The sequence below is a fragment of the Parafrankia discariae genome (assembly GCF_000373365.1).
In the GTDB taxonomy this organism is placed as follows: Bacteria; Actinomycetota; Actinomycetes; order Frankiales; family Frankiaceae; genus Parafrankia; species Parafrankia discariae.
The window spans coordinates 1-22014 of record NZ_KB891253.1; the positions used below are offsets into that span (position 1 = coordinate 1).

Consider the following 22014-nt stretch of genomic DNA (forward strand, 5'->3'; position numbering starts at 1 on the left):
GGGCGAGGGGGGTGTCGGTGGGGCCGGGGCAGATCGCGTTGATGCGGATGCCCTGCTTGAGCAGGGGCATCGCCTGGGTGGCGACGTAGGCGCAGACCGCCTGCTTGCTCCACATGTAGGTGGCCTTGTCGTGCTCCACCGCCCACTTCGTCGCCTCGTCGAAGTCGGTGACGGCCAGGTATTCCTTGAGCAGCGGCAGATCCGACTCCCAGCCGAGGCCGGCGGCGGAGGAGATGAAGCCGATCGCGGAACCGCGGGGCAGCAACCCACCGGCGATCAGCTTGTCGATGAGGTAGCGGTGGCCGATGAAGTTGATCCGTTCGATGCCCGGGGTGCCGTCGGCGACACCCGCGGCCGAGAGCAGCGCGTGCACCGGCCCACCGAGCTGCTCGACAGCCGCGTCGATCGAGGCGGCGTCGGCGAGGTTGACGTGGATCGCCTTCGCGCCGGCCAGGCTGACCTCGGCGTAGTCGGCGACGATGACCTCGGCGCCGGCGCTCTGCGCGAGCTCGGCGGCGGCGGCACCCATACCGGTGGCCCCGCCGACCACGAGGACCCGCTTCCCATCGAAACGGAACGCGTCGAACAGGCTCATGTCGTTGTCTCCTGGCTCGTCGGTGAGAGGACTGTCATGCGACCACGCCGCGGATCTTCAGATCGAGGACGGCGTCGGTGTCGAGACCGAGCTCGGCGAGGATCTCGTCACCGTGCTCGTTGAACAACGGCGCCCGCCCCGCCGGCGCCGGCGCCCCGCCGTACTGCACCGGGGCCGCGGCCATCCGGAACGGGATCCCCGCGGCGGTGGTGACGTCCTGGACATACCCGTTCGCGACGGCCTGCGGATCCGCGGCGGCCTCCAGCGTGCTCTGCACCACCGTCCACTGGCCGACGAAACCCGCCAGCCGCTCCCGCCACTCGGCCACCGGACGCTCCGCGAAGGTCCTCTCGAGGATGGCGATCGCCGCCCCGCTGTTCGCCATCAACGACGCGTGGTCGGCGAAACGCGGATCGACGGCCAGCTCGGGACGCCCGAGGGCCTCACACATCGGCGCCCAGTACTTCCCGGCCTGCAGGCAGCACAGCGCCAGCCACTGGCCGTCCTTGGTCAGGTAGTTCCCGGTCAGCGGGTTGGAACGCGGCGCGTCGGCGGGCGGCGGGTTCCACGGAACATCGAGCAGCAACGACAGCGCGAGAGCCTGACCCATCGCCCACATCCCGGTCGCCATCAACGACACGTCGACCTCGGTGGCCTCACCGGTGCGCTCCCGGTGGAACAACGCCCCCATGATCCCACCGGCGATCGTCATCGCCCCGATCGAGTCCCCGAACCCGGGCGCGGGCGGCACCGGAACATGGCCGTACTCCGGGCGCATGACCCCGACCGCGACCCCGGCGCGGGCCCAGAACGCCAGCGAGTCGTAGGAACCGCGGTCGGCCTCCGGGCCCCGTTCACCCTGACCCGTTCCCCGCACGTAGATGATGTTCGGGTTGTGCGCGCGGATGTCCTCGACGTCGATGTGCAACTTGGTACGGACGCTGGGCAGCTTGTTCGTCAGGAACACGTCACAGGTACCCGCGAGCCGGTAGAGGATCTCCCGGCCGGCCTCCGAGGTCAGGTCGAGACCAAGGCTGCGCTTGCCGCGGTTGGAGTGCTCCAGCAGCACGTGCACGTCCTTGGGAACAACCGCGATACCCGAGGACGCCAACGCGCGCATCGCGTCCCCGCGCTCGACGTGCTCGATCTTGATGACGTCCGCGCCCCAGTCGGACAGCAACGCCGACGCAGCCGGAACAAACGTGTGCTCAGCGACCTCGAGCACCCGCACACCCTGCATCACCGCAGTCATGAAACCCCTCCCGCCCAGGAAGCGGTCGGCGTTCCTGCCGGCCGACAAGTATTTAACATTGACGTCGATACCAGCTTCTACTCGAGTCGGTCCAGTGGCATCCGGGCGCCCGTGTCAGGCGCCCCCGGGATCGGCCCCCCGGGGCGGCTGCCGCCGGACACCGCCGGCCGCGGCCCGCCGACATGCTCGACGGAGCCGCGCAAACACCCCGCAACGCCTGTGACGACACTCTCATGCCGCCGTCGCAGAGGCCAGGAGCTCTCTCGATAGCTGGTGATCGGCTTGTCAGCCGGTGCGAGTGCCGGTCACGCCGGTGCCGGTGCCGGCGTCGCCGCCGGCCCCGCGGCGCGGTGTCAGCGGGGCGCCATCCGCAGGGCGCCGTCGAGCCGGATGACCTCGCCGTTGAGGTAGGAGTTCTCCAGCAGGTCGGTGGCCAGGCGGCCGAAGTCGGCCGGCGTGCCCAGCCGCTTCGGGTGCGGCACCCCGGCGGCCAGGCCGTCGCGGATGTCGTCGCGCAGCCGGCCCAGCATCGGGGTCTCGAACACGCCCGGGGCGATGGTGTTCACCCGGATCGCCCAGCTCGCCAGGTCGCGGGCCGCGACGATCGTCATCCCGCGCACCCCGGCCTTCGCGCTGGCGTAGGCGGTCTGCCCGATCTGGCCCTCGAAGGCCGCGACGGAGGCGGTCAGCACGATCGCGCCGCGGTCGCCGTCGAGCAGCTCCTCGTTCTTCGCCATCCGCTGCGCGGCCAGCCGCACGACGTTGTAGGTACCCACCAGGTTGATCCGGATGACGTCGGCGTAGCTGTCGAGCGGGCCGGCGTTGCCCTGCTTGTCGAGGATGCGGTTGCGGTCACCGCCCCGGCCGGCACAGTGCACGACGGCGCGCAGCGGGCCGGCGGACTCGGCCTCGTCCAGCGCGGCCTCGAACTGCTCGGTGTCGGTGATGTCCGCGGCGACGAAGCGCACGCCGAGCTCGGCGGCGACGTCCTTGCCCGGCGACGACGGCAGGTCCACGACGGTGACCGCCGCCCCGCGCTCCAGCAGGACCCGCGCGGTACCCAGGCCCAGGCCCGACGCGCCGCCGGTGACCAGAACCGACCTTCCGTTGAGCAGCACGAATCCTCCTGTACGAGTCTTGGGGATGGCGACCGCCGAGGCGTTTCGAGCGGCGGCCACGGCGGATCGGGGGCCCGATGATCAGGGCTCACGACAATTCGCCCGTAGTCGCGACAATATTGACGGTCGCGTCAGGCCGAGCTTACGCTGTGGTGCAGAGCACAGGCCGCGCTCCGCGTCGGGCCGACCGACGGTGCGGGCGTCCCGGCCTGGTCGTCCTCTCGTACCCCTGCTCGTCGGCTCCGCCTCGTAGGCCCCGCGCCGGCCCCTGTCGGCACTGGCCGTCGTGGCCGGCGTGCGCTGGCCGGTTCTCGTCAAAAAGTGTCTGCCACACCGATCTCTGCTGTCACATCGACACTGCTGTCACACGACGCCGCCGTCACCCGACACCGCCGGCGCCGTCGTCGACGGCCTGCCGGGCCCGCCGTCATCCCGATGCCGCGCGTGTTCCGGCGTCCTGGAGGGGATGACAATCATGGGGAAGCACCGGGTCGTGCAGTGGGCGACCGGCAACATCGGTACGTACGCGTTACGCGCCGTCATCGAGCATCCCGACCTCGAGCTGGCCGGCGTCTTCGTGCACTCGGCCGAGAAGTCGGGCCGTGACGCGGGTGACCTGAGCGGTGTGGGCGCGACCGGTGTGCTCGCGACCGCCGACGCTGACGAGATCCTGGCGCTCGGCGCCGACTGTGTCCTCTACATGCCCAGGTACTTCGACGTCGACGAGGTCAGCCGGATCCTCGCCTCGGGCGCGAACATCGTCACGACCCGCGGCGAGTTCCATCGGCTCGAGGACATCGACCCCGAGGTGCGCAAGCGGGTCGAGGCGGCCTGCGAGCAGGGCGGCAGCTCGATCCACAGCACCGGCAGCAGCCCCGGGTTCATCTCGGAGGCGATTCCGCTGGTGCTGTCCTCCATCCAGCGCCGGCTCGACCGGCTGGCCATCGCGGAGTTCGCCGACCTGTCCCGGCGGGACTCACCGGGCCTGCTGTTCGACGTGATGGGCTTCGGCCAGGCACCGGGCGACTTCGACGAGGGTCGCCTCTCCCATGGCAAGACCAGCTTCGGTCCCTCGCTGAACCTCATCGCCGAGACGCTCGGGATGCCGCTCGACGGGCTGGAGGCCTCCGGTGACGTGGGGACCTCGACGAAGCCGCTGCACATCGCCGCCGGCACGCTGGAGGCGGGCACGGTGGTCGCCCAGCGGCTGACCGTGTCGGGCCTGCGCGGCGGCCGCGAGGTCATGAGCTTCCGGGCGACCTGGTACTGCACCGCCGACATCGAGCAGGACTGGGACATCCGCGCCACCGGCTGGCACATCGCGGTCGAGGGCGACGCCCCCCTCGACGTCGACCTGCGCTTCCCGATCCCGATCGAGCGGATGGCGGCGGTCGCGCCCGCGTACACCGCCAACCGCGCCGTGAACGCCGTGCCCGTCGTCGTCGCGGCCGCGCCGGGCATCCGCACCTCGGTCGACCTCCCGCAGATCTTCGCCACCGGGCTCGGCTGAGCCGGAGGACAGCCCGGCGCCGTGGGTCCCCGCGGCGCCGGGCTGTCCCGTTCTCGCCGGCCGGACGGTTGATTCGCTTGTCTCGAGAATATAACTTTCAGTTATCCTTTCCGGGCATCGGGAGGTGGCGGCGGTCCGCGCCCACACCACCCGGCGACGTCGACCCGGCCGGCGCCACCGCGTGGGACGCGCGGGTGTTTCGCGCGCCGGCTCCGACGGGGGCGCCCGGGAGTCGGCGCCGTGGGCTGGAGGAGCACATGAAGCACAGGACGATCGCGCGGGCGGCCGCATGAGGCCGCTCGAGGGGATCCGGGTTCTCGAGGTCGCGATGTACGGCTTCGTGCCGTCCGCCGGCGGGGTGCTCGCGGACTGGGGCGCCGAGGTCATCAAGGTCGAGCACGCCGTCACCGGCGACCCGCAGCGCGGCCTGAAGCAGACCGGCAACCTCAAGGTCGGCGACGGCCCGAACCCGAACATCGAGCACGCGAACCGGGGCAAGCGCAGCCTCGGCCTCGACATGTCGAAGCCGGAGGGCAAGGCGGTCCTCGAGGAGCTGATCCGGCGCGCGGACGTGTTCCTGACCAGCTTCCTGCCCCGCTCGCGCCGCAGCCTCGGCATCGACGTCGAGGACGTCCGCGCGCTCAACCCGAAGATCATTTATGCCCGGGGCAGCGCGCTCGGCCCGCGCGGTGTGGAGTCGGAGAAGGGCGGCTTCGACATGACCGCCTTCTGGGCGCGCGCCTCCTGCGCGGCCAGCATCACCCCGCGTAGCCGAGACGGCATGACCCCGCCGCCGGGGCCGGCCTACGGCGACACGATCTCGGGCACGAACCTCGCCGGCGGGATCGCGGCGGCGCTGTTCCAGCGGGAGCGCACCGGCGAGCCGTCCGTCGTCGACGTCTCGCTGCTGGGCAGCGGGCTGTGGGCGATGGGGCAGTCGATCGCCCTGTCGCTCCTGCTCGACGAGCCGCTGGTGGCCCCCGAGCCCGGCTCGCTCGCCTCACCCAACCCGCTGTCGTCGCTGTACCGGACCTCCGACGGCCGGTTCCTCTCACTGGTCATGCTGCAGGCCGGCCGGTACTGGCCGGACGTCTGCCGTCACATCGACCGGCCGGACCTGATCGACGACCCGCGGTTCGCCTCCGCGGAGCTGATCGCGGCCAACGCCGAGGAGGCGGTGAAGCTGCTGAAGGAGGCGTTCGCCGCCCGCACCCTGGCGGAGTGGACCGAGCGGCTGGCCACGCTGTCCGGGCCGTGGGCCCCGGTCCAGGACTCGCTGCAGGTCGGTGGCGACGCCCAGATCCGGGCGAACGAGTACCTGCTGCGGGCCGGGGACATCGAGCTCGTCTCCAGCCCGGTGCAGTTCGACGTGGCCGCCCCCGAGCTGGGGCCCGCCCCCGAGTTCGCCGCCCAGACCGAGGAGATCCTCATGGAGCTGGGTCTGGAGTGGGACCGCATCATCGAGCTCAAGGGCGCCGGCGCGGTCACCTGAGCCGGAGACGTCGTCGCGGGCGGCCGGGTGACCGGCCGCCCGCGGTTGTCTCACTGTTCACTGTCAGCGCGGGCCACGCTGACAGCGCGGCCCGCGGGCGGCTCAGCGGGTGCGCTTCGTGGCCCGCTCGACGGCCGCCCAGTGCTCGTCGGCCACCCACAGCCGGGCGAAGGTGCGGGCCGACTCCTCGGCGTCGACCCCGCCGCCCGTGACGTACTTGATCGCCCGTGCCGGGGGAGTGGCCAGCGACCTGGCCAGCGCCCGCCAGCCCGCGTCGAACTCGGCGCGGGGCAGGACCCGGTCGAGCAGGCCGAGCCGCTCGGCCTCGGCCGCGCCCAGGGTGACGCCGGTGCCGGCGAGCAGCAGTGCCCGGCCCCGTCCGACCAGGTCCGCCAGGCGCTCGGCGCCGCCCCACGCCGGCATGATCGCCAGCGTCGACTGGGTGAAACCGATCTTGATGTCGTCGGCGGCGACGCGGATGTCCGCGGCCACCGCGACCTCGGCGCCGCCACCCAGCGCGTGTCCGTTGAGCGCGGCCACGACCGGGGCGGGGAAGTCCGCGATGCGGTCGCAGATCGCCCGCATCCGCAGTGCCATGCCGGTGGCCTCGTCCTCGGTGCGCAGCGCGGCGAGCTCCTTGAGGTCGCCGCCGGAGACGAACGCCCGGTCGCCGGCGCCCCGGATGACGAGCGCGCCCGCGCCCGCGGCGGCGTCCAGCGCCTTCTCCAGCTCGCCCATGGTCGCCAGCGAGATGGCGTTGCGTGCCTCCGGCCGGTCGATGGTGATGACGGCGAGCCCATCATCCAGCTCAAGATCAATCACGGGCGCGACTCCACGGCTCGGGAACGGTCCACGACTTGGGACCCACGGCTAAGGACCCACGACCAAAGACCTGAGAATTTAATTCTTGATACAAGAGAGTAGCATTCCCGGCCTGCTGGCCGGGTCCTTCGGCGGTGGCCGCGGCCCCGTCCAGTCGCCGTCCACGGACGGTGACCGGCGCCCGGCCGGCCGTTCGCGGTAGCCGGCCGACCGCTCGCCGGCACCGCCACCGGTACCGCCGGCGCTGCCGGTCGCCGGGAGCGGTGGAACTTGTCCTCCCTGCCTGAGAGAGTCTAGGTATCGCCAGAGATCGGAGCTCGCGCCATGCGCACGATCCCACCTGAGCTGGTCAAACGGTACGAGGATGAGGGGTGGTGGACGTCCGAGACGCTGGGCGGCCTGCTCTCCGCCGGCCTCGGCGCGAGCCCCGACGCGCAGTTCCGCGTCCACTCCGCGGTCCGGCCGTGGTCCGGAACGTTCCGTGATGTCGAGCGGGTCGCCCGCCGGCTCGCCGCCGGCCTGCGGGCGCGCGGCGTCGGGCCCGGCGACGTCGTCGTCTTCCAGCTGCCGAACTGGATGGAGGCGGCCGCCGTCTTCTGGGCGTCGTCCTTCCTCGGGGCGGTCGTGGTCCCCGTCGTGCACTTCTACGGGCGCAAAGAGCTGAGCTACATCCTGGAGCGGACCTCACCCAAGGTCTTCGTCACCGCCGAGGGCTTCGGGCGGATGGAGTACCAGCCCGACCTGAGCCGGGACGTCCCCGTCGTCGGCGTGGTCGGCCGTGACTTCGACGAGCTGCTCGCCGAAACCCCGCTGCCCGGCGTGATCGCCACCGACCCGGCCGCCCCGGCGGTGATCGCGTTCACCTCGGGCACCACCCGTGACCCCAAGGGCGTCATCCACACCCACCAGACCCTCGGCTTCGAGACGCGCCAGCTCGCCGGCCTCTACCCGGCGGACCGCGGCCGCCAGCTCACCGCCGCGCCGGTCGGTCACTTCATCGGCATGCTGAACGCGTTCCTGATCCCGGTACTGGACGGCCGGCCGATCAACCTGGCCGATGTCTGGGACCCGGCCCGGGCCCTGGAACTGATGGTGAGCGACGGGCTGACCGTCGGCGGTGGCGCCACCTACTTCGTGACCAGCCTGCTGGACCACCCGAGCTTCACCCCCGAGCGGCACCTGCCGGCGATGAGGTACGCCGGGCTGGGCGGGTCGTCCGTCCCGGCGGCGGTCACCACCCGGCTCGACGAGCTCGGCATCACCGTCTTCCGCTCCTACGGCAGCACCGAGCACCCCTCGATCACCGGCTCGCGCCACACCGCGCCGGCGGACAAGCGCCTGTTCACCGACGGCGACCCGCTGCCCGGGGTGGAGATCCGCCTCGACGTCGACGGCGAGATCCTCAGTCGCGGCCCGGACCTCTGCCTCGGCTACCTCGACGAGGCCCTGACCGAGCAGGTCTTCGACGCCGACGGCTGGTACCGCACGGGCGACGTCGGTGTCCTCGACGCCGACGGCTACCTGACGATCGTCGACCGCAAGGCGGACTTCATCATCCGCGGCGGGGAGAACATCAGCGCGCTCGAGGTCGAGGAGGTGCTGCTCACCATGCCCGGGGTCGCCGAGGTCGCGGTGGTCGCGGCGCCCGACGCCAGGCTCGGTGAGCACGCCGCCGCGATCCTGCGGCTGCAGCCCGGTGGCGAGCTGCCCACCCTGGAGGAGGTGCGCGCGCACTTCGCGCGGGCCGGTCTGGCCCGGCAGAAGTGGCCGGAGGAGCTTCGCGCGATCGAGGACTTCCCGCGGACCCCCAGCGGTAAGATCCAGAAGGCTGTTCTCCGTCGGGAGCTACGCGCCGTTCCCGACCGCGACCGGCCGGGTGACCGGCAGCGGGACCCGGCCGCACACATTGCGGCCGGGCAGGTAAGAGAATAAGGTTCTCCTTATCAGTAAGGGAGGATCTCAATGTCTACGCGAGTGCCGCCGTACCCGATCTTCGACGCGGACAACCACCTGTACGAGACCCAGGACGCATTCACCAAGTACCTGCCCGAGGAGTTCAAGGGCGCGATCCGGTACGTCGAGGTGGACGGCCGGACCAAGATCGCTGTCCGGGGTCACATCAGCGAGTACATCCCCAATCCGACCTTCGAGGTCGTCGCCCGGCCGGGCGCGCAGGAGGACTACTTCCGGATCGGCAACCCGGAGGGCAAGTCCTACCGGGAGATCATCGGCAAGCCGATGCGCTCGATCCCGGCCTTCCGCGAGCCGAAGGCCCGCCTCGAGCTCATGGACGAGCAGGGCATCGAGCGGACGCTGATGTTCCCGACGCTGGCGAGCCTGCTCGAGGAACGCATGAGCGACGACCCGGAGCTGACCCACATCGTCATCCACGCGCTCAACGAGTGGCTGTACGAGACCTGGCAGTTCAACTACGAGAACCGGATCTTCACCACCCCGGTGATCACGCTGCCGATCGTCGAGAAGGCGATCGAGGAGCTGGAGTGGGTCGTCGAGCGCGGGGCGAAGGCGATCCTGATCCGTCCGGCGCCGGTTCCCGGGTTCAGCGGTTCGCGGTCGTTCGGCCTGCCGGAGTTCGACCCCTTCTGGGAGAAGGTCGTCGAGCACGACCTGCTGGTCACGCTGCACTCCTCGGACAGCGGCTACAGCCGGTACACCGACGACTGGGAGAGCAACAAGCGGGAGTTCCTGCCGTTCCAGCCGGACGTCTTCCGGATGATCGGCCAGTGGCGCCCGATCGAGGACTCGGTGGCCGCGCTGATCTGCCACGGCGCGCTGTCCCGGTTCCCCACCCTGAAGATCGCCGTGGTCGAGAACGGCGCCTCCTGGGTCGGCCCGCTGATCAAGACCCTGAAGGACGTCTACAAGAAGTACCCGCAGCAGTTCGCCGAGGAGCCGGTGTCGGTGCTGCGGCGCAACGTGCACATCAGCCCGTTCTGGGAAGAGAACATGTCCGACCTCGCCGAGCTGCTCGGCGTCGAGCGGGTGCTGTTCGGCTCGGACTTCCCGCACCCCGAGGGCCTCGGTGACCCAGCGAGCTTCGTCGACGAGCTGAAGAACCTCACCGACGAGGAGAAGGCCCTGATCATGGGCGGAAACCTGGCCCGGCTGATCTCGGGATGAAATGGGAAACCATCCCGGAGATGGTGCTGAGCACGGCCGACCGCTTCGACGACGCCGAGGCGGTCGTCGACGGTGCGCTGCGCCTCACCTACACCGAGCTGGTCGACCGCATCCGCGCCGCCGCGGGCTCGTTCGCGGCGGCGGGGGTGGGCAAGGGTGACCGGGTGGCGATCTGGGCACCGAACTCCGCCGAGTGGATCATCGCGGCCTTCGGGCTGCTGACCGCCGGCGGAGTTCTGGTCCCGGTCAACACCCGGTACAGGGCCGAGGAGGCCGACGACATCCTGCGCCGCAGCGGAGCGAAGATGGTCCTGGTCCAGGAGGGCTTCCTCGGGCAGGTCTACGCCGGCACCACCTGCGTCCCCGCCGTCGACGTCAGGTCGGGCTTCCTGTCGAGCGGCACGCCGCTCGACAGGCCGGTGGGCCAGGACGGCGACGAGACCGCCGACATCCTGTTCACCTCGGGCACGACCGGGCGTCCCAAGGGCGTCATGATGAACCACCGGCAGACGCTGCGGCTGTACGAGGAGTGGTGCGACCTCGCCGACCTGCGCGAGGGCGACCGCTACCTCTGCGTCAACCCGTTCTTCCACAACTTCGGGTACAAGGCGGGCCTGGTCGCCGCGCTCATCCGCGGGGCGACCATCGTGCCGATGGCGGTCTTCGAGATCGACCGGCTGATCGAGCTGGTCGAGCGCGAGCGGATCACCATGCTGCCCGGTCCGCCGACGCTCTACCACTCGCTGCTCGCGGTGCCGGACAAGTCGGCGCTGGCCTCGCTGCGGTGCGCCGTCACCGGGTCCGCCGACATCCCCGTCGAGCTGATCCGGCGGATGCGCGACGAGCTGCCGTTCCGGTCGATCATGACCGGCTACGGCCTCACCGAGGCGGGGACGGCGACCGCTTCGCGCCCGGGCGACTCGTTCGAGGACATCGCGACCACGGTCGGCACCGCCTGCGACGGGGTCGAGGTGGCCGTCGCCGGCGACGGCGAGGTGCTCGTGCGCGGGTACACGGTGATGCAGGGCTACCTCGACGACCCGGCCGCCACCGCCGAGGCGATCGACCCCGACGGCTGGCTGCACACCGGTGACCTCGGCACGCTCGACGAGCGGGGGCACCTGCGGATCGTCGGCCGCAAGAAGGACATGTTCATCGTCGGGGGCTTCAACGCCTACCCGGCCGAGATCGAGGGGTTCCTGCTCGAGCACCCCGCGGTCGCGCAGGCGGCCGTCATCGGCGTTCCGGACGAGCGGATGGGCGAGGTCGGCAAGGCCTTCGTCGTCCGGCGCGCCCCGGTCACCGCGGACGATCTGATCACCTGGAGCAAAGGCCGGATGGCGGGGTTCAAGGTGCCCAGGACGGTCGAGTTCCTCGAGAGCCTCCCGCTGAACGCCTCGGGCAAGGTGATGAAGGACGACCTGCGGTGACCAGGTGATCCAGACGCCCGGAGCCCGCGCGCGCCGCCGGCGCGCGGCCGGCACCCGGTGAGCCCCGCACTCCCGGCCCCGGTGTCGACGTTCCGTCTCCAGAAAGTGTCGAAGCGACGATGAGCGATTCTGCCCAGACCAACTCCGGCCTGCCGGTGGAGCCGGTGTACGGGCCGGCGGACCGCGGTACCGAACCGCCCGCGCCGGGCCGGTTCCCGTTCACCCGGGGCAACTACGCCTCCGGGTACCGCGGGCGTACGTGGACGTTCCGCCAGTACTCCGGCTTCGGCACCGCCGAGGAGTCCAACAACCGCTACCGCTACCTGCTCGAACAGGGCGGGACGGGCCTGTCGGTGGCCCTCGACCTGCCGACCCAGTGCGGGTACGACTCCGATGACCCCGAGGTGACCGAGGAGGTCGGCCGGGTCGGTGTCGCCGTCGACACGCTCGCCGACGCCGAGGTGCTCTTCGACGGCATCCCGCTGGACAAGATCAGCACCAGCTTCACGATCAACGGCACCGCCGCGATCCTGCTGGCCTTCTACGTGGCGGCCGCGGAGCGCTCCGGCGTGCCCCGGGCCAAGCTGACCGGGACGATCCAGAACGACATCCTCAAGGAGTACGCCTCCCGCGGGACGTGGATCTGGCCCCCGGAGCCGTCGCTGCGCCTGATCGCCGACACCATCGAGTTCTGCGCCGAGGAGGTCCCGCGCTTCAACGCGATCTCCGTGGCCGGCGCGCACTTCCGGGACGCCGGCGCGAACGCGGTGCAGGAGATGGCGTTCACCCTCGCCGACGGCGTCACCTACTGCGACACCGTCATCGAGCGCGGGCGGCTGTCGATCGAGAAGTTCGCCCCGCAGGTGTCCTTCTTCTTCTACACCCACGGTGACTTCTTCGAGGAGATCGCCAAGTACCGGGCGGGCCGGCGGCGGTGGGCGACCATCGTCCGGGAGCGCTACGGCGCGACCGCCGACAAGGCGTCGATGTTCCGCTTCGGCTGCGTGGCCGGCGGGGCGTCGTTGTACGCGCCGCAGGCGCAGAACAACATCGTCCGGGTCGCCTACGAGGCGATGGCCTCGGTGCTCGGCGGCGTGCAGTCGATGTTCACCGCCGCCTGGGACGAGCCGTTCGCGCTGCCCAGCGAGGAGTCGGCGACGCTCGCGCTGCGCACCCAGCAGATCCTCGCCTACGAGACGGGTGTGACCCGCACCGCCGACCCGCTGGGCGGCTCGTACTTCGTCGAGGCGCTCACCGACGCCACCGAGGCCCGCATCGTCGAGATCATGGACGACCTCGAGCAGCACGGCGGCATGGTCCGCGCGATCGAGGACGGCTACCTCCAGGGCATGATCGCCGACGAGGCGTACCAGCTGCACCAGGACATCGAGAGCGGAAAGGTACCGATCGTCGGTGTGAACCGGTTCGTCTCCGACGAGCCGGCGCCCGACCTGGCCACCTACGAACTGGACGCCGAAGGCCGGGAACGACAGCTCAAGCGGCTGGCCAAGGTCAAGGGCGAGCGCGACGCCGCGGCCGTCCGGGCCAGCCTCGACGCGCTGGCCCGCGCCGCGGAGGGGAACGGGAACCTGATGCACGACCTGATCGACTGCGCCAACGCCTACTGCACGGTGGGCGAGATGGTCACCACCCTCAAGAACGTCTGGGGCGAGTTCCAGCAGCCGGTGGTGTTCTGATGCCGGCGCGGGTACTGGTCGCCAAGCCCGGCCTGGACGGGCACGACCGCGGGGCCAAGATCGTCGCGCGGGCGCTGCGTGACGCCGGCTTCGAGGTCGTGTTCACCGGCATCCGGCAGCGCGTCGAGGACATCGTGACCATCGCGCTGCAGGAGGACGTCGCGGTCGTCGGGCTGAGCATCCTCTCCGGCGCGCACATCGCGCTGACCACGCGCACGATCGAGGCGCTGCGGGCGGCGGACGCCGCCGACATCGCCGTCGTCGTCGGCGGCACCATCCCGCCGGCGGACGTCCCCAAGCTGCTCGAGGCGGGCGCCGCCGGGGTGTTCCCGACCGGCACCCCGCTCGAGCAGCTGGTCACCGAGGTCCGCGCGCTGACCTCGACACCCACCCCGTCCTGATCCGGGGCACGGGCGCAGCGAGACATCGGAAACATTCGAGACCTGGAGGGGTCCAGTGCGGGTCGGCGTGATGATCGGACCGGAGCGGGGTGACTCCGCGCGCAAGGTCGGGCGGATGATCGACGACGTGTTGTGGGCCGAGAGCGCGGGGATGGACACCGCCTGGATCCCCCAGGTGCCCTCGGACTTCGACGCCCTGATCGCCGTCTCGCTGATGGGCGCGCGCACGGAGCGCATCGAGCTGGGCACGGCGGTCGTCCCGCTGCAGGCCCAGCACCCGGTGGCGCTGGCGCGCCAGACGCTGTCCGCGCAGGCGGCTACCAACGGGCGGCTGGCGCTGGGTGTCGGGCCGTCGCACCACTGGATCGTGCGGGACATGCTCGGCCTGCCCTACGACAAGCCGGCGGCGTTCACCCGCGACTACCTCGAGGTCCTCAACGTCGCGCTGCACGGGCCCGGCCCGGTGGACGTCGAGAACGACACCTTCCGGGTGCACAACCCGCTCGAGATCGGCCCGATCGCCCCGCTGCCCGTGTTCGTGGCCGCGCTCGGCCCGGTGATGCTGCGCATCGCCGGCGAGCACGCCGACGGGACGGTGCTGTGGCTGGCCGACGAGCGCGCGGTCGCCGACCACGTGGCGCCGCGGATCACCAAGGCCGCCCAGGAGGCGGGCCGCCCGGCGCCGCGGATCGTGGCGGGCATCCCGGTCTGCCTGTGCGCGCCGGCCGACGTCGACAAGGCCCGGGAGCGGGCGAACCGCATCCTCGGCGAGGCCGAGGTCTCCCCGAACTACCAGCGGCTGCTCGACCAGGGCGACGCCACGAGCGTCGGCGACCTGTGCGCGGCCGGCGACGAGACGGCGATCCTGGCCCGGTTCCGGCAGTTCGCCGACGCGGGCGTCACCGACCTGTCGGTGCGGCTGCTGCCCATCGGCGACAACCGGGACGAGCTGGTCGCCTCCAAGCGCCGCACCCGGGAAGTGATCGCCGCCCTCGCGGCGGAAGTGAGATGAGCGTCGGACCGCTCGACGGCATCCGCATCCTCGAGGTCGGCCACATCCTCGCCGGCCCGTACGCGACGATGGTGCTCGCCGACCTCGGCGCGGAGGTCACCAAGCTCGAACCGCCGGGAGGTGACCTCTCCCGGCAGGTGAGCGACGCCTACTTCGCCAGCATCAACCGCGGCAAGCGCAGCATCCGCCTCGACCTGACCAGCGAGGACGGCCGGGCCCGGCTCGGCGAGCTCGCCGCCGACGCGCACGCGCTGCTGGTCAACCTCAAGCCGTCGGCGATCCGCCGGTTCGGCCTGACCTACGAGGACCTGCGCAAGTACAACGAGAAGCTCGTCTGCGTCGCGCTGACCGGCTTCGGCCTGTCAGCGGGTGACGACCCGGCGTTCGACTACGTGATCCAGGCCGCCACCGGCATCGCGGCGCTCACCGGCGACCCGGACGGCCCGCCGACCCTGCCCGGCTACTCCTCGGCGGACAACTCCGCCGGTCTCACCGCCGCGGTCGCGCTGCTGGCCCAGATCGTCTCCGGCCGCGGCGGCCAGCTCGAGGTCTCGCTGCGCGACGTGATGCTCTCCCAGCTCAACTACCGCGCGGCCGCCTACCTCAACGACGGGGTCGAGCCGCGCCGGCTGCCCTTCGGCGCGCACTCCTACTACGTCCCGGCCCAGCTCTTCCCGACGGGGGAGGGCTACCTCGCGCTGTTCGTCACCCACGACGGCTTCTGGCGCTCGTTCGCCACCGAGGCCGGGGTGAGCGGCTTCGCGACGATGGCCGAGCGGGCGGCCCGCCGCGAGGAGGTCCTCGCGGTGGTCACCGACGCCCTGGCCCGCGACACCGCCGAGAACTGGGAGACTCGGCTGCGGCGCCTCGGCGTGCCCGCGGCGAAGGTGCGCACGCTGCCCGAGGCGCTGGCGGCCACCCCCGAGGTCGTGGTGACCGCCGGCGACTTCCGGCTCGTCGGCAGCCCGATCCATGTAGCGGGCCATGAGCCCGTCTACGGGCCGCCGCCTCGCCTGGGCGAGCACGGCGGCCGGCCCGATCACTCGTAGCGGACGACGACCGAGTGCGAGTCGGGCACTCCCTGGCAGGTCAGCACGTAGCCGTCGTCGATCTCGTCCTGGGTGAGGGCGTCGTTGACCCGCATCGTCGCGGTGCCCTCGACCAGTTTCGCGATGCAGGTGGCGCAGGTTCCGGACTCACAGGAGAACGGCGGGGCCAGGCCGCCGCGGCGCGCGCTTTCGAGCAGCGTCTCGCCCTCCCGTCGGGAGACGGCGATCTTCTTCCGGCCGAGGATGATGGTGACGGTCCCCTCGACCTCCGGGCCGGCGGGCTCGGTGTGCGCCGGGGTGCCGAAGCGCTCGACGAAGACCCGTCCGGGCCCGGGAAACGCGCTCTCGACGAGATCCATGAACGGCTCGGGGCCGCAGATGTAGCAGTCGGCGTTGCCGTCGGCACCGACGAACGCCTTGACGGCGGCGTCGTCGAGGAATCCGCGGTCGGCGTCGAGGTGCCGCACGACGGAAAGACGGTCCGGGTACTTCTCGCCGAGTTCCGCCAGCGCCCGCTCGAAGATCATTGATGGCTGGTCCCGGTCGGCGCACAGCAGTCGGACAGTGCGTTCCGTGCCCGACAGCGCGCTCTTCGCGAGCGAGATGATCGGGGTGATTCCGCTGCCGCCGCAGAAACCCAGCAGGGGGACGTCGGTCTCCTGCAGGCAGAAGACACCCTTGGGTTCGGTGACCTCGACCTCGTCACCCGCGCCGACGTTGTCGATCAGCCAGTTCGACACCCGCCCGCCCGGCACCCGCTTTACGGTGGTCATGAGCTCGGAGTCGGTTTCCGGGGCGCTGGACATCGAATACGAGCGCAGGAGCTCCTCGCCGTCGATCTGCACCCGGAACGTGACGAACTGGCCGGCCCGGTACGTGAACGATCCCTCGCGCGGAGCGAGCACGAAGGTACGCGCGTCAGCGGTCTCGTGAACGGTCCGGGTGACGGTCGCCCTCTGGAACAGAGGGGCTCTCGGCATCGACGGCCTCCTTCTGGTATGAAGATTCTGCTGACGTGAGAATATAATTTCCGCATGCGAACCGGGGAGGTTCGCGACGCCGTCCCGTGCCTGCCTCCGCGTTGACGTGACCGTCCGAAAGGAGCGGCAGTGAGTGACCGCCCCGCGCTCGTCTTCGAGGAACAGCGGTACAGCCTCGAGCGACTCGACGCGCTGACGGACGGGCTGGCCACGGCGTTGGCGAAACATGGGGTCCGGGCGGGGGAACGCGTCGCGCTGATGGCCTCGAACCGGCCGGAGTTCGTGCTGGCCGTCCGGGCGCTCTGGCGACTGGGTGCGGCCATCGTACTGCTGAGCCCGTCCTGGAGGCGGGCCGAGATCGAGCACGCGCTGGCCGTCACCGAGCCCGCACACGCCGTCGGCGACCAGGACGCGCTGGCCGAGCTGCTGCCGATGTGGCACCTCGACGAGCCGACCGGCCCGGGGGAGGGGCCGTTCCCGGCGCCCGACCCGCACGCCGACGCGCTGCTGGTCTTCAGCTCCGGCACGACCGGCCTGCCGAAGGCAGCCCGGCACACGCACGCCTCCTTCGCCGCGGCCGTCGGGCACTGGCGTGACGCGCTGGGCCTCACCGCCGCGGACCGGATCCAGATCACCACCCCGCCCTCGCACATCCTCGGCCTGCTCAACATCGTCACCGCGCTGGAGACCGGTGCCTGGCTGCGGCTGCACCGCCGGTTCGACCTCGAGCTGATGCTGCGCTCGATCGAGACCGACCGGATCACCGTCGAGATGGCCGTCGCGCCGATCGCGCTGGCGATGGCCTCCCATCCGACGCTGGAGTCCTTCGACCTGTCGTCGCTGCGGTACATAATGTGGGGCGCGACGCCGGTGACGACCAGCGTCGCCGAGACTGTCACCAGGCGTACCGGCGTCGGCTGGGTGCCCGCCTACGGCGCCAGTGAGCTGCCGGTCATCGCCTGCAACCCGCTCGCGGGCGCCCGGCTCGACAGCGTCGGCCGGGCCGTGCCGGGCGTGCGGCTGCGGGTGGTGTCGCTGGAGACCGGCCTGCCGGTCGGCCCCGGCGCGACCGGCGAGATCCAGGCCCGCGCGGAGTCGCTGATGGCCGGCTACCTGCCCGCCGAGGCGACGGCGGACGCGTTCGACGACGGCTGGTACCGCACCGGCGACGTCGGCGACCTCGACCCGGACGGCTGGCTGCGCCTCACCGACCGGGTCAAGGAGATGGTCAAGGTGCGCGGCTTCCAGATCGCGCCCGCCGAGGTCGAGGGCGTGCTGCACGCCCACCCCGCGGTCGCAGACTGCGCCGTGTTCGGCCTGCCCGACCCGGCCGACGGCGAGGTGCTCGTCGCGGCCGTCGTGACGAGCACGGACACGGACACGGACACGGACACCAAGGTCGACCCGGCGGAGCTTGTCGCGTGGGTGGGCGAACGGCTCGCCTCCTACAAGCGGCCCCGCCGGATCGAGTTCGTGGAAGAAATCCCCCGCCTGCCCTCGGGCAAGGTACTGCGGCGAGTCCTCAAGGAGCGCTATGGACGTACGTCTGACGACTGAGCAGCGGGAGCTGCGCGAGGCGGCCGCCCGGCTGGCCGACGACCTCGGCCCGGGATCGGTCATCGATCTCGACGACGCCGACCGTGTGGCGCGGCTGGAGAAGGCGGTCGCCGCCACCGGGTGGCGCTCGCTGCGCTCCGACGGCGCCTCCGGGGTCGAGGTCGCCCTCGTCGTGGAGGAGTTCGCCCGCGGCCTGGTGGACGTCCCCTTCCTCGGGCCGGTGCTCGCCGACGACCTGCAGGCCAGGTCCGGCACGGCGGCCGAGTCGGTGGCGCTCGCCGTCGGTGGTGAGGCGGTGGACGCCCGCGGCCTGCGCGCCGCCCTGCGCCTGGTCGACAACCGGATCGAGACGACCGGTGTCGGCGAGCCGGTGTTCGGGATCGACCTCACCCGCACGAACGCCGCCGTCGCCGACCCCGTCACGCCGGTCGGGGAGCTCGCGGCGGACGCCGCGCAGCGCTGGCAGGCGCTGGCGCTGGTCGTCACCACCGCCGACATCCTGGGCGCCGCCCGTGGCGCGCACGCGCTGGCCTGCGACTACGCGAAGGTACGCAGCCAGTACGGCAAGACGATCGGCTCGTTCCAGGCCGTGGCCCACCTGCTCGCCGAAAGCCTCGCGCTGATCGAGGGCTCGGTCAGCATCCTGCGCTACGCCGCCTGGGCGGTCGACGAGCTGGACCCGGCGGAGGCGCTGCGGGCCGGCCGGTTCGCGAAGGTCTACACCGAGCGCGCCGCGCGGACCATCTGCGAGACGTCGATCCAGGTGCACGGCGGCATCGGCAACACCTGGGAGTGCCTCGCCCACGTCTTCCTGCGCCGCGCGCTGACGTCCGGCGCGCTGTTCCCCGTCTCTCTGGAGGAGATCGACCTTGGACTTTCGTGACTCGCCGGAGGAGGCCGCCTTCCGCACGCGGCTGCAGGACTGGCTCGCCGAGAACGCGAAGAAGTTCCCGACGTCGGGTGACGAGTACTGGGCCAAGGCGGCGCAGTGGCACCAGGCCCTGTACGAGGGCGGGTTCTTCGGGACCTCCTGGCCGAAGGCGTACGGCGGCCAGGAGCTGCCGCCCGTCTACGACGTGATCGTCGACGAGGAGCTGGCCCGCGCCGGCGCGCCGGCGCGGCCGAGCCTGGGCTACCTGGTCATCGGTCTGGGCCGGCACGGCAGCGAGGAACTGCGGCAGCGGTTCCTGCCAGGCATGATCAACGGCACCGAGCGCTGGTGCCAGGGCTTCAGCGAGCCCGGCGCCGGCTCCGACCTGGCCTCCCTGACCACGACGGCCACCCTGGAGGGCGACCACTACGTCCTCAACGGCCACAAGATCTGGACGAGCTACTCCGATGACGCCGACTGGTGCCTCGTGCTCGCCCGCACCGACCCGGACGCCCCACGGCACAAGGGCATCTCCGGATTCATCGTGAACATGCACCAGCCGGGCATCGAGCAGCGCCCGCTGCCGATGATCAGCGGGGTGACCAAGGAGTTCGGCCAGGTCCTGTTCGACGGCGCGACGGTGCCGGCCGACCAGATGGTCGGCGCGCCCGGCGAGGGCTGGAAGCTGGCCATGACGGTCGTCAGCCACGAACGGGAGCCCTCGACGCTGGGCTTCACCGCGCGGTACGGAAAGACCGTGCGCAACCTGGCGGCCCGCCTGGACGGGGAGCCGTCGGAGTCGCTGCGGTGGGCCGCCGTGCAGACCGAGATGCTGCGCCTGCACGTGCGCCGGCGGCTGTCCGAGCAGCTCGACGGGCTCAGCCACGGCCCGGACGGCTCGCTGGACAAGCTGTTGATGACCTGGGTCGAGCAGTCGGTGGGGCACGCCTCGCTGGACGCGGGCGGCACTCGCGACGCCGAGCTGCTGGGCACCTACCTCTACAGTCGCTCGCAGAGCGTCATGGGCGGGACGTCGCAGATCCAGAAGAACATCATCGCGACCCGCATCATCGGTCTGGAGGCCTGACCCGCGACGGGTGCCTGCCGGTGGTCGGCGGTGGCGCGGGGAGCGACTCCCCGCGCCACCGCCGAGGCGGGGCGGGGACTACTTCGGCGGGAAGCGCAGCGCGCCGTCGAGGCGGATGACCTCGCCGTTGAGGTAGTCGTTGGTGATGAGCTGCTCGGCGAGCGAGGCGTACTCGGGCGACTGGCCCATCCGCTTCGGGAACGGGACCTGCGGGCCCCAGTAGGCCTCCAGCTTCTCGCCGGCCTTGCCGTAGGCCGGGGTCAGGATCGTGCCCGGAGCGATCGCGTTCACCCGGATGCCCAGCGGCGAGAGGTCACGCGCGGCGACCAGCGTCATGGAGATGACGCCACCCTTGGCGGCGGAGTAGGCGATCTGGCCGATCTGCCCCTCGAAGCCGGCGATCGACGCGGTGTTGACGATGACGCCCCGGGCCCCGCCCTCCAGCGGCTCCTCCTGGGCGATGGCGGCCGCCACCAGCCGGGTCACGTTGAACACCGCGGTCAGGTAGTACGTGACGGTCGTCGTGAAGGCGTCGAGGCTGTGCGGCGAGCCGTCCTTGCCGACGAGCCGGCCACCGGCGGCCGGGCCGCCGTGGGTGTCGACCGAGATCCGCAGCGGGCCCAGCGTCTTGGCCTCGGCGATCGCGGCGAGGATGTCCTCCTCCGAGGTGGCGTCCACGTGGACATAGCGGATGCCCAGCTCGGACTCCAGTGCCTTGCCCTTCTCGTCCGCGACGTCGGCCACGACGACCTTCGCGCCCGCGGCGTGGAGACGGCGGACGGTGGCCTCACCGAGGCCGCCGGTTCCACCGACGACGAGGGCGGAGTTTCCGCTGATCTGCATTAAGGTTTCCCTCTCTTGCTAGCCGCACTTTCGATCTGGAAGACTAACATTCTCATGAATGCGATCACGATCAAGAACGCGGCCGCTTCGGTCGGTGTTCGGCCCCGGATCTCGCGGGCCGTCGGTTCTGGTGCGCACGTCGGTTCCGTCGAGGCCGCCGGCGTTACCGGCCGTGACACGTCCCCGGCCGGCCCGCGTATCGGACCCCGGTGAACATTCTGGAGACTGTGGCCGCCGCGCGCGCTGGTTCACTGCGCGCCGTCGGCCGGTTGCTGAGCCAGGTCGAGGGCGCCGGCCGTGCCGAGGTGCTGGCGGCCCTCGAACCGGCCACCGCCCGGGTGATCGGCGTGACGGGCCCGCCCGGCGCGGGGAAGTCGACCACGATCGGCGCGCTCGTCGGCGCCTACCGGGAGCGCGGCCTGCGGGTCGCGGTGCTCGCCGTCGACCCGTCCTCGCCCTACAGCGGCGGGGCGCTGCTCGGCGACCGGATCCGGATGGCCGCGCACACGAACGACCCCGACGTCCTCATCCGCTCGCTGGCCGCCCGCGGCCACCTGGGCGGGCTCGCCGCCGCCGTGCCGGCCGCCGTGCGGGTGCTCGCCAACCTGGCCTACGACCTGGTCCTGGTGGAGACGGTCGGGGTCGGCCAGTCCGAGATCGAGATCGCCGCCGTCGCCGACCCGACGATCGTCGTGCTGACGCCGGGCGCCGGTGACGCCGTCCAGGCGGCCAAGGCGGGCCTGCTGGAGGTCGCCGACCTGCTGGTCGTCAACAAGGCCGACCGCGACGGCGCCGACCAGACGGTGCGCGACCTGCACCTCGAGGTCGACGCCCCGATCCTCACCCTCGTCGCGTCGAAGGGGGAGGGCCTGGCCGCGCTGGTCGAGGCGATCGACGCCCATCACCGCGCCGACACTCTCGCCCGCCGGACGGCCCGGGCGCACGCCCAGATCCTCTCGCTGGCCCAGACCCGGCTGCGCGAGCACCCGGACCTCGGCCGGCTCGCCGACGAGGTGGCCAACGGCCGGCGTGACCCCTATGCGGCGGCCGATCTGCTGATCGGTGGCCTGCCCGAGACCACCTGACGGCCGTGGAGAGACGGCCGTGGAGAAAGGGCTTCTTAGCGGCGGGCGGGCGGGGGTGCCGCCCGGCCGGGT

At 71.6% G+C, this 22014-nt stretch carries 19 protein-coding genes; 13 read left to right on the plus strand and 6 right to left on the minus strand.

Annotation, left to right across the window (positions count from 1 at the left end):
- The 3 genes from B056_RS0128815 to B056_RS0128825 form a co-directional block, all read right to left on the minus strand.
- Positions 1–595, minus strand: a 595-nt coding sequence (locus B056_RS0128815) for an SDR family oxidoreductase (protein WP_018500242.1), incomplete at its 3' end; no start/stop codon positions are given.
- 34 nt (positions 596–629) lie between these two features.
- Entirely contained in the window at positions 630–1847 is a 1218-nt protein-coding gene (locus B056_RS0128820; protein ID WP_018505307.1) for a CaiB/BaiF CoA transferase family protein, read from the minus strand.
- Between the two features lie 353 nt (positions 1848–2200).
- Positions 2201–2965 (minus strand): SDR family NAD(P)-dependent oxidoreductase, encoded by a 765-nt coding sequence (locus tag B056_RS0128825; RefSeq protein WP_018505308.1) that lies wholly within the window; start codon positions 2963–2965, stop codon positions 2201–2203.
- A 475-nt stretch (positions 2966–3440) separates the two neighbouring features.
- On the opposite strand from B056_RS0128825, the gene B056_RS0128830 reads away from it, so the two are divergent.
- Together B056_RS0128830 and B056_RS0128835 are read left to right on the plus strand one after the other, a co-directional pair.
- Entirely contained in the window at positions 3441–4475 is a 1035-nt protein-coding gene (locus B056_RS0128830) for an NAD(P)H-dependent amine dehydrogenase family protein (protein WP_018505309.1), read from the plus strand.
- A 289-nt stretch (positions 4476–4764) separates the two neighbouring features.
- Positions 4765–5967 carry a CaiB/BaiF CoA transferase family protein gene (locus B056_RS0128835; protein WP_018505310.1) on the plus strand — a complete coding sequence of 401 codons (1203 nt, stop codon included), beginning with the start codon at positions 4765–4767 and terminating at the stop codon, positions 5965–5967.
- Positions 5968–6069: 102 nt separating this feature from the next.
- On the opposite strand, the gene B056_RS0128840 is transcribed toward B056_RS0128835, so the two are convergent.
- Positions 6070–6789 carry an enoyl-CoA hydratase/isomerase family protein gene (locus B056_RS0128840; RefSeq protein ID WP_018505311.1) on the minus strand — a complete coding sequence of 240 codons (720 nt, stop codon included), beginning with the start codon at positions 6787–6789 and terminating at the stop codon, positions 6070–6072.
- Between the two features lie 324 nt (positions 6790–7113).
- On the opposite strand from B056_RS0128840, the gene B056_RS0128845 reads away from it, so the two are divergent.
- The 7 genes from B056_RS0128845 to B056_RS0128875 all read left to right on the plus strand — a co-directional run bounded on the left by B056_RS0128845 (position 7114) and on the right by B056_RS0128875 (position 15519).
- Positions 7114–8721 carry an AMP-binding protein gene (locus B056_RS0128845; RefSeq protein WP_018505312.1) on the plus strand — a complete coding sequence of 536 codons (1608 nt, stop codon included), beginning with the start codon at positions 7114–7116 and terminating at the stop codon, positions 8719–8721.
- 30 nt (positions 8722–8751) lie between these two features.
- Positions 8752–9930, plus strand: a complete 1179-nt coding sequence (locus B056_RS0128850; RefSeq protein ID WP_026240256.1) for an amidohydrolase family protein — start codon at positions 8752–8754, stop codon at positions 9928–9930.
- Entirely contained in the window at positions 9927–11360 is a 1434-nt protein-coding gene (locus B056_RS0128855) for a FadD3 family acyl-CoA ligase (protein ID WP_018505314.1), read from the plus strand. Before B056_RS0128850 ends, B056_RS0128855 begins: the two co-directional genes overlap by 4 nt.
- Positions 11361–11479: 119 nt before the next feature.
- A complete protein-coding gene (locus B056_RS0128860) occupies positions 11480–13057 on the plus strand; it encodes a methylmalonyl-CoA mutase family protein (protein WP_026240257.1) in 1578 nt (525 codons plus the stop codon).
- Positions 13057–13458 carry a cobalamin-dependent protein gene (locus tag B056_RS0128865; protein ID WP_018505316.1) on the plus strand — a complete coding sequence of 134 codons (402 nt, stop codon included), beginning with the start codon at positions 13057–13059 and terminating at the stop codon, positions 13456–13458. Before B056_RS0128860 ends, B056_RS0128865 begins: the two co-directional genes overlap by 1 nt.
- A 55-nt stretch (positions 13459–13513) precedes the next feature.
- The gene (locus B056_RS0128870) at positions 13514–14470 is read left to right on the plus strand and encodes an LLM class F420-dependent oxidoreductase (protein WP_018505317.1); all 957 of its coding nucleotides are present in this window, start codon (positions 13514–13516) and stop codon (positions 14468–14470) included.
- Positions 14467–15519: a CaiB/BaiF CoA transferase family protein gene (locus B056_RS0128875; protein WP_018505318.1), complete on the plus strand. Its 1053-nt coding sequence runs from the start codon at positions 14467–14469 to the stop codon at positions 15517–15519. The genes B056_RS0128870 and B056_RS0128875 overlap by 4 nt, the downstream gene beginning before the upstream one ends.
- Here the strand turns inward: B056_RS0128875 and B056_RS0128880 are convergent.
- Complete coding sequence (locus B056_RS0128880) at positions 15510–16499, minus strand: ferredoxin--NADP reductase (RefSeq protein WP_018505319.1); 990 nt, start codon at positions 16497–16499, stop codon at positions 15510–15512. The two genes, B056_RS0128875 and B056_RS0128880, sit on opposite strands and share 10 nt — an antisense overlap.
- A 129-nt stretch (positions 16500–16628) precedes the next feature.
- Between B056_RS0128880 and B056_RS0128885 the strand changes: the two genes are divergently transcribed.
- The 3 genes from B056_RS0128885 to B056_RS0128895 are packed head-to-tail and all read left to right on the plus strand — an operon-like array spanning position 16629 to position 20014.
- Positions 16629–18056 (plus strand): class I adenylate-forming enzyme family protein, encoded by a 1428-nt coding sequence (locus tag B056_RS0128885; protein ID WP_018505320.1) that lies wholly within the window; start codon positions 16629–16631, stop codon positions 18054–18056.
- The gene (locus B056_RS0128890) at positions 18034–18939 is read left to right on the plus strand and encodes an acyl-CoA dehydrogenase family protein (RefSeq protein ID WP_026240258.1); all 906 of its coding nucleotides are present in this window, start codon (positions 18034–18036) and stop codon (positions 18937–18939) included. Before B056_RS0128885 ends, B056_RS0128890 begins: the two co-directional genes overlap by 23 nt.
- Positions 18926–20014, plus strand: coding sequence for an acyl-CoA dehydrogenase family protein (locus tag B056_RS0128895; protein ID WP_018505322.1), 1089 nt, complete (start codon positions 18926–18928; stop codon positions 20012–20014). Before B056_RS0128890 ends, B056_RS0128895 begins: the two co-directional genes overlap by 14 nt.
- Before the next feature lie 78 nt (positions 20015–20092).
- On the opposite strand, the gene B056_RS0128900 is transcribed toward B056_RS0128895, so the two are convergent.
- Entirely contained in the window at positions 20093–20857 is a 765-nt protein-coding gene (locus B056_RS0128900) for an SDR family NAD(P)-dependent oxidoreductase (RefSeq protein WP_018505323.1), read from the minus strand.
- Between the two features lie 209 nt (positions 20858–21066).
- Here B056_RS0128900 and meaB point away from each other — a divergent pair, with 209 nt between their 5' ends.
- Positions 21067–21942 (plus strand): methylmalonyl Co-A mutase-associated GTPase MeaB, encoded by an 876-nt coding sequence (gene meaB, locus B056_RS0128910; RefSeq protein ID WP_018505325.1) that lies wholly within the window; start codon positions 21067–21069, stop codon positions 21940–21942.
- Positions 21943–22014: the final 72 nt, after the last annotated feature.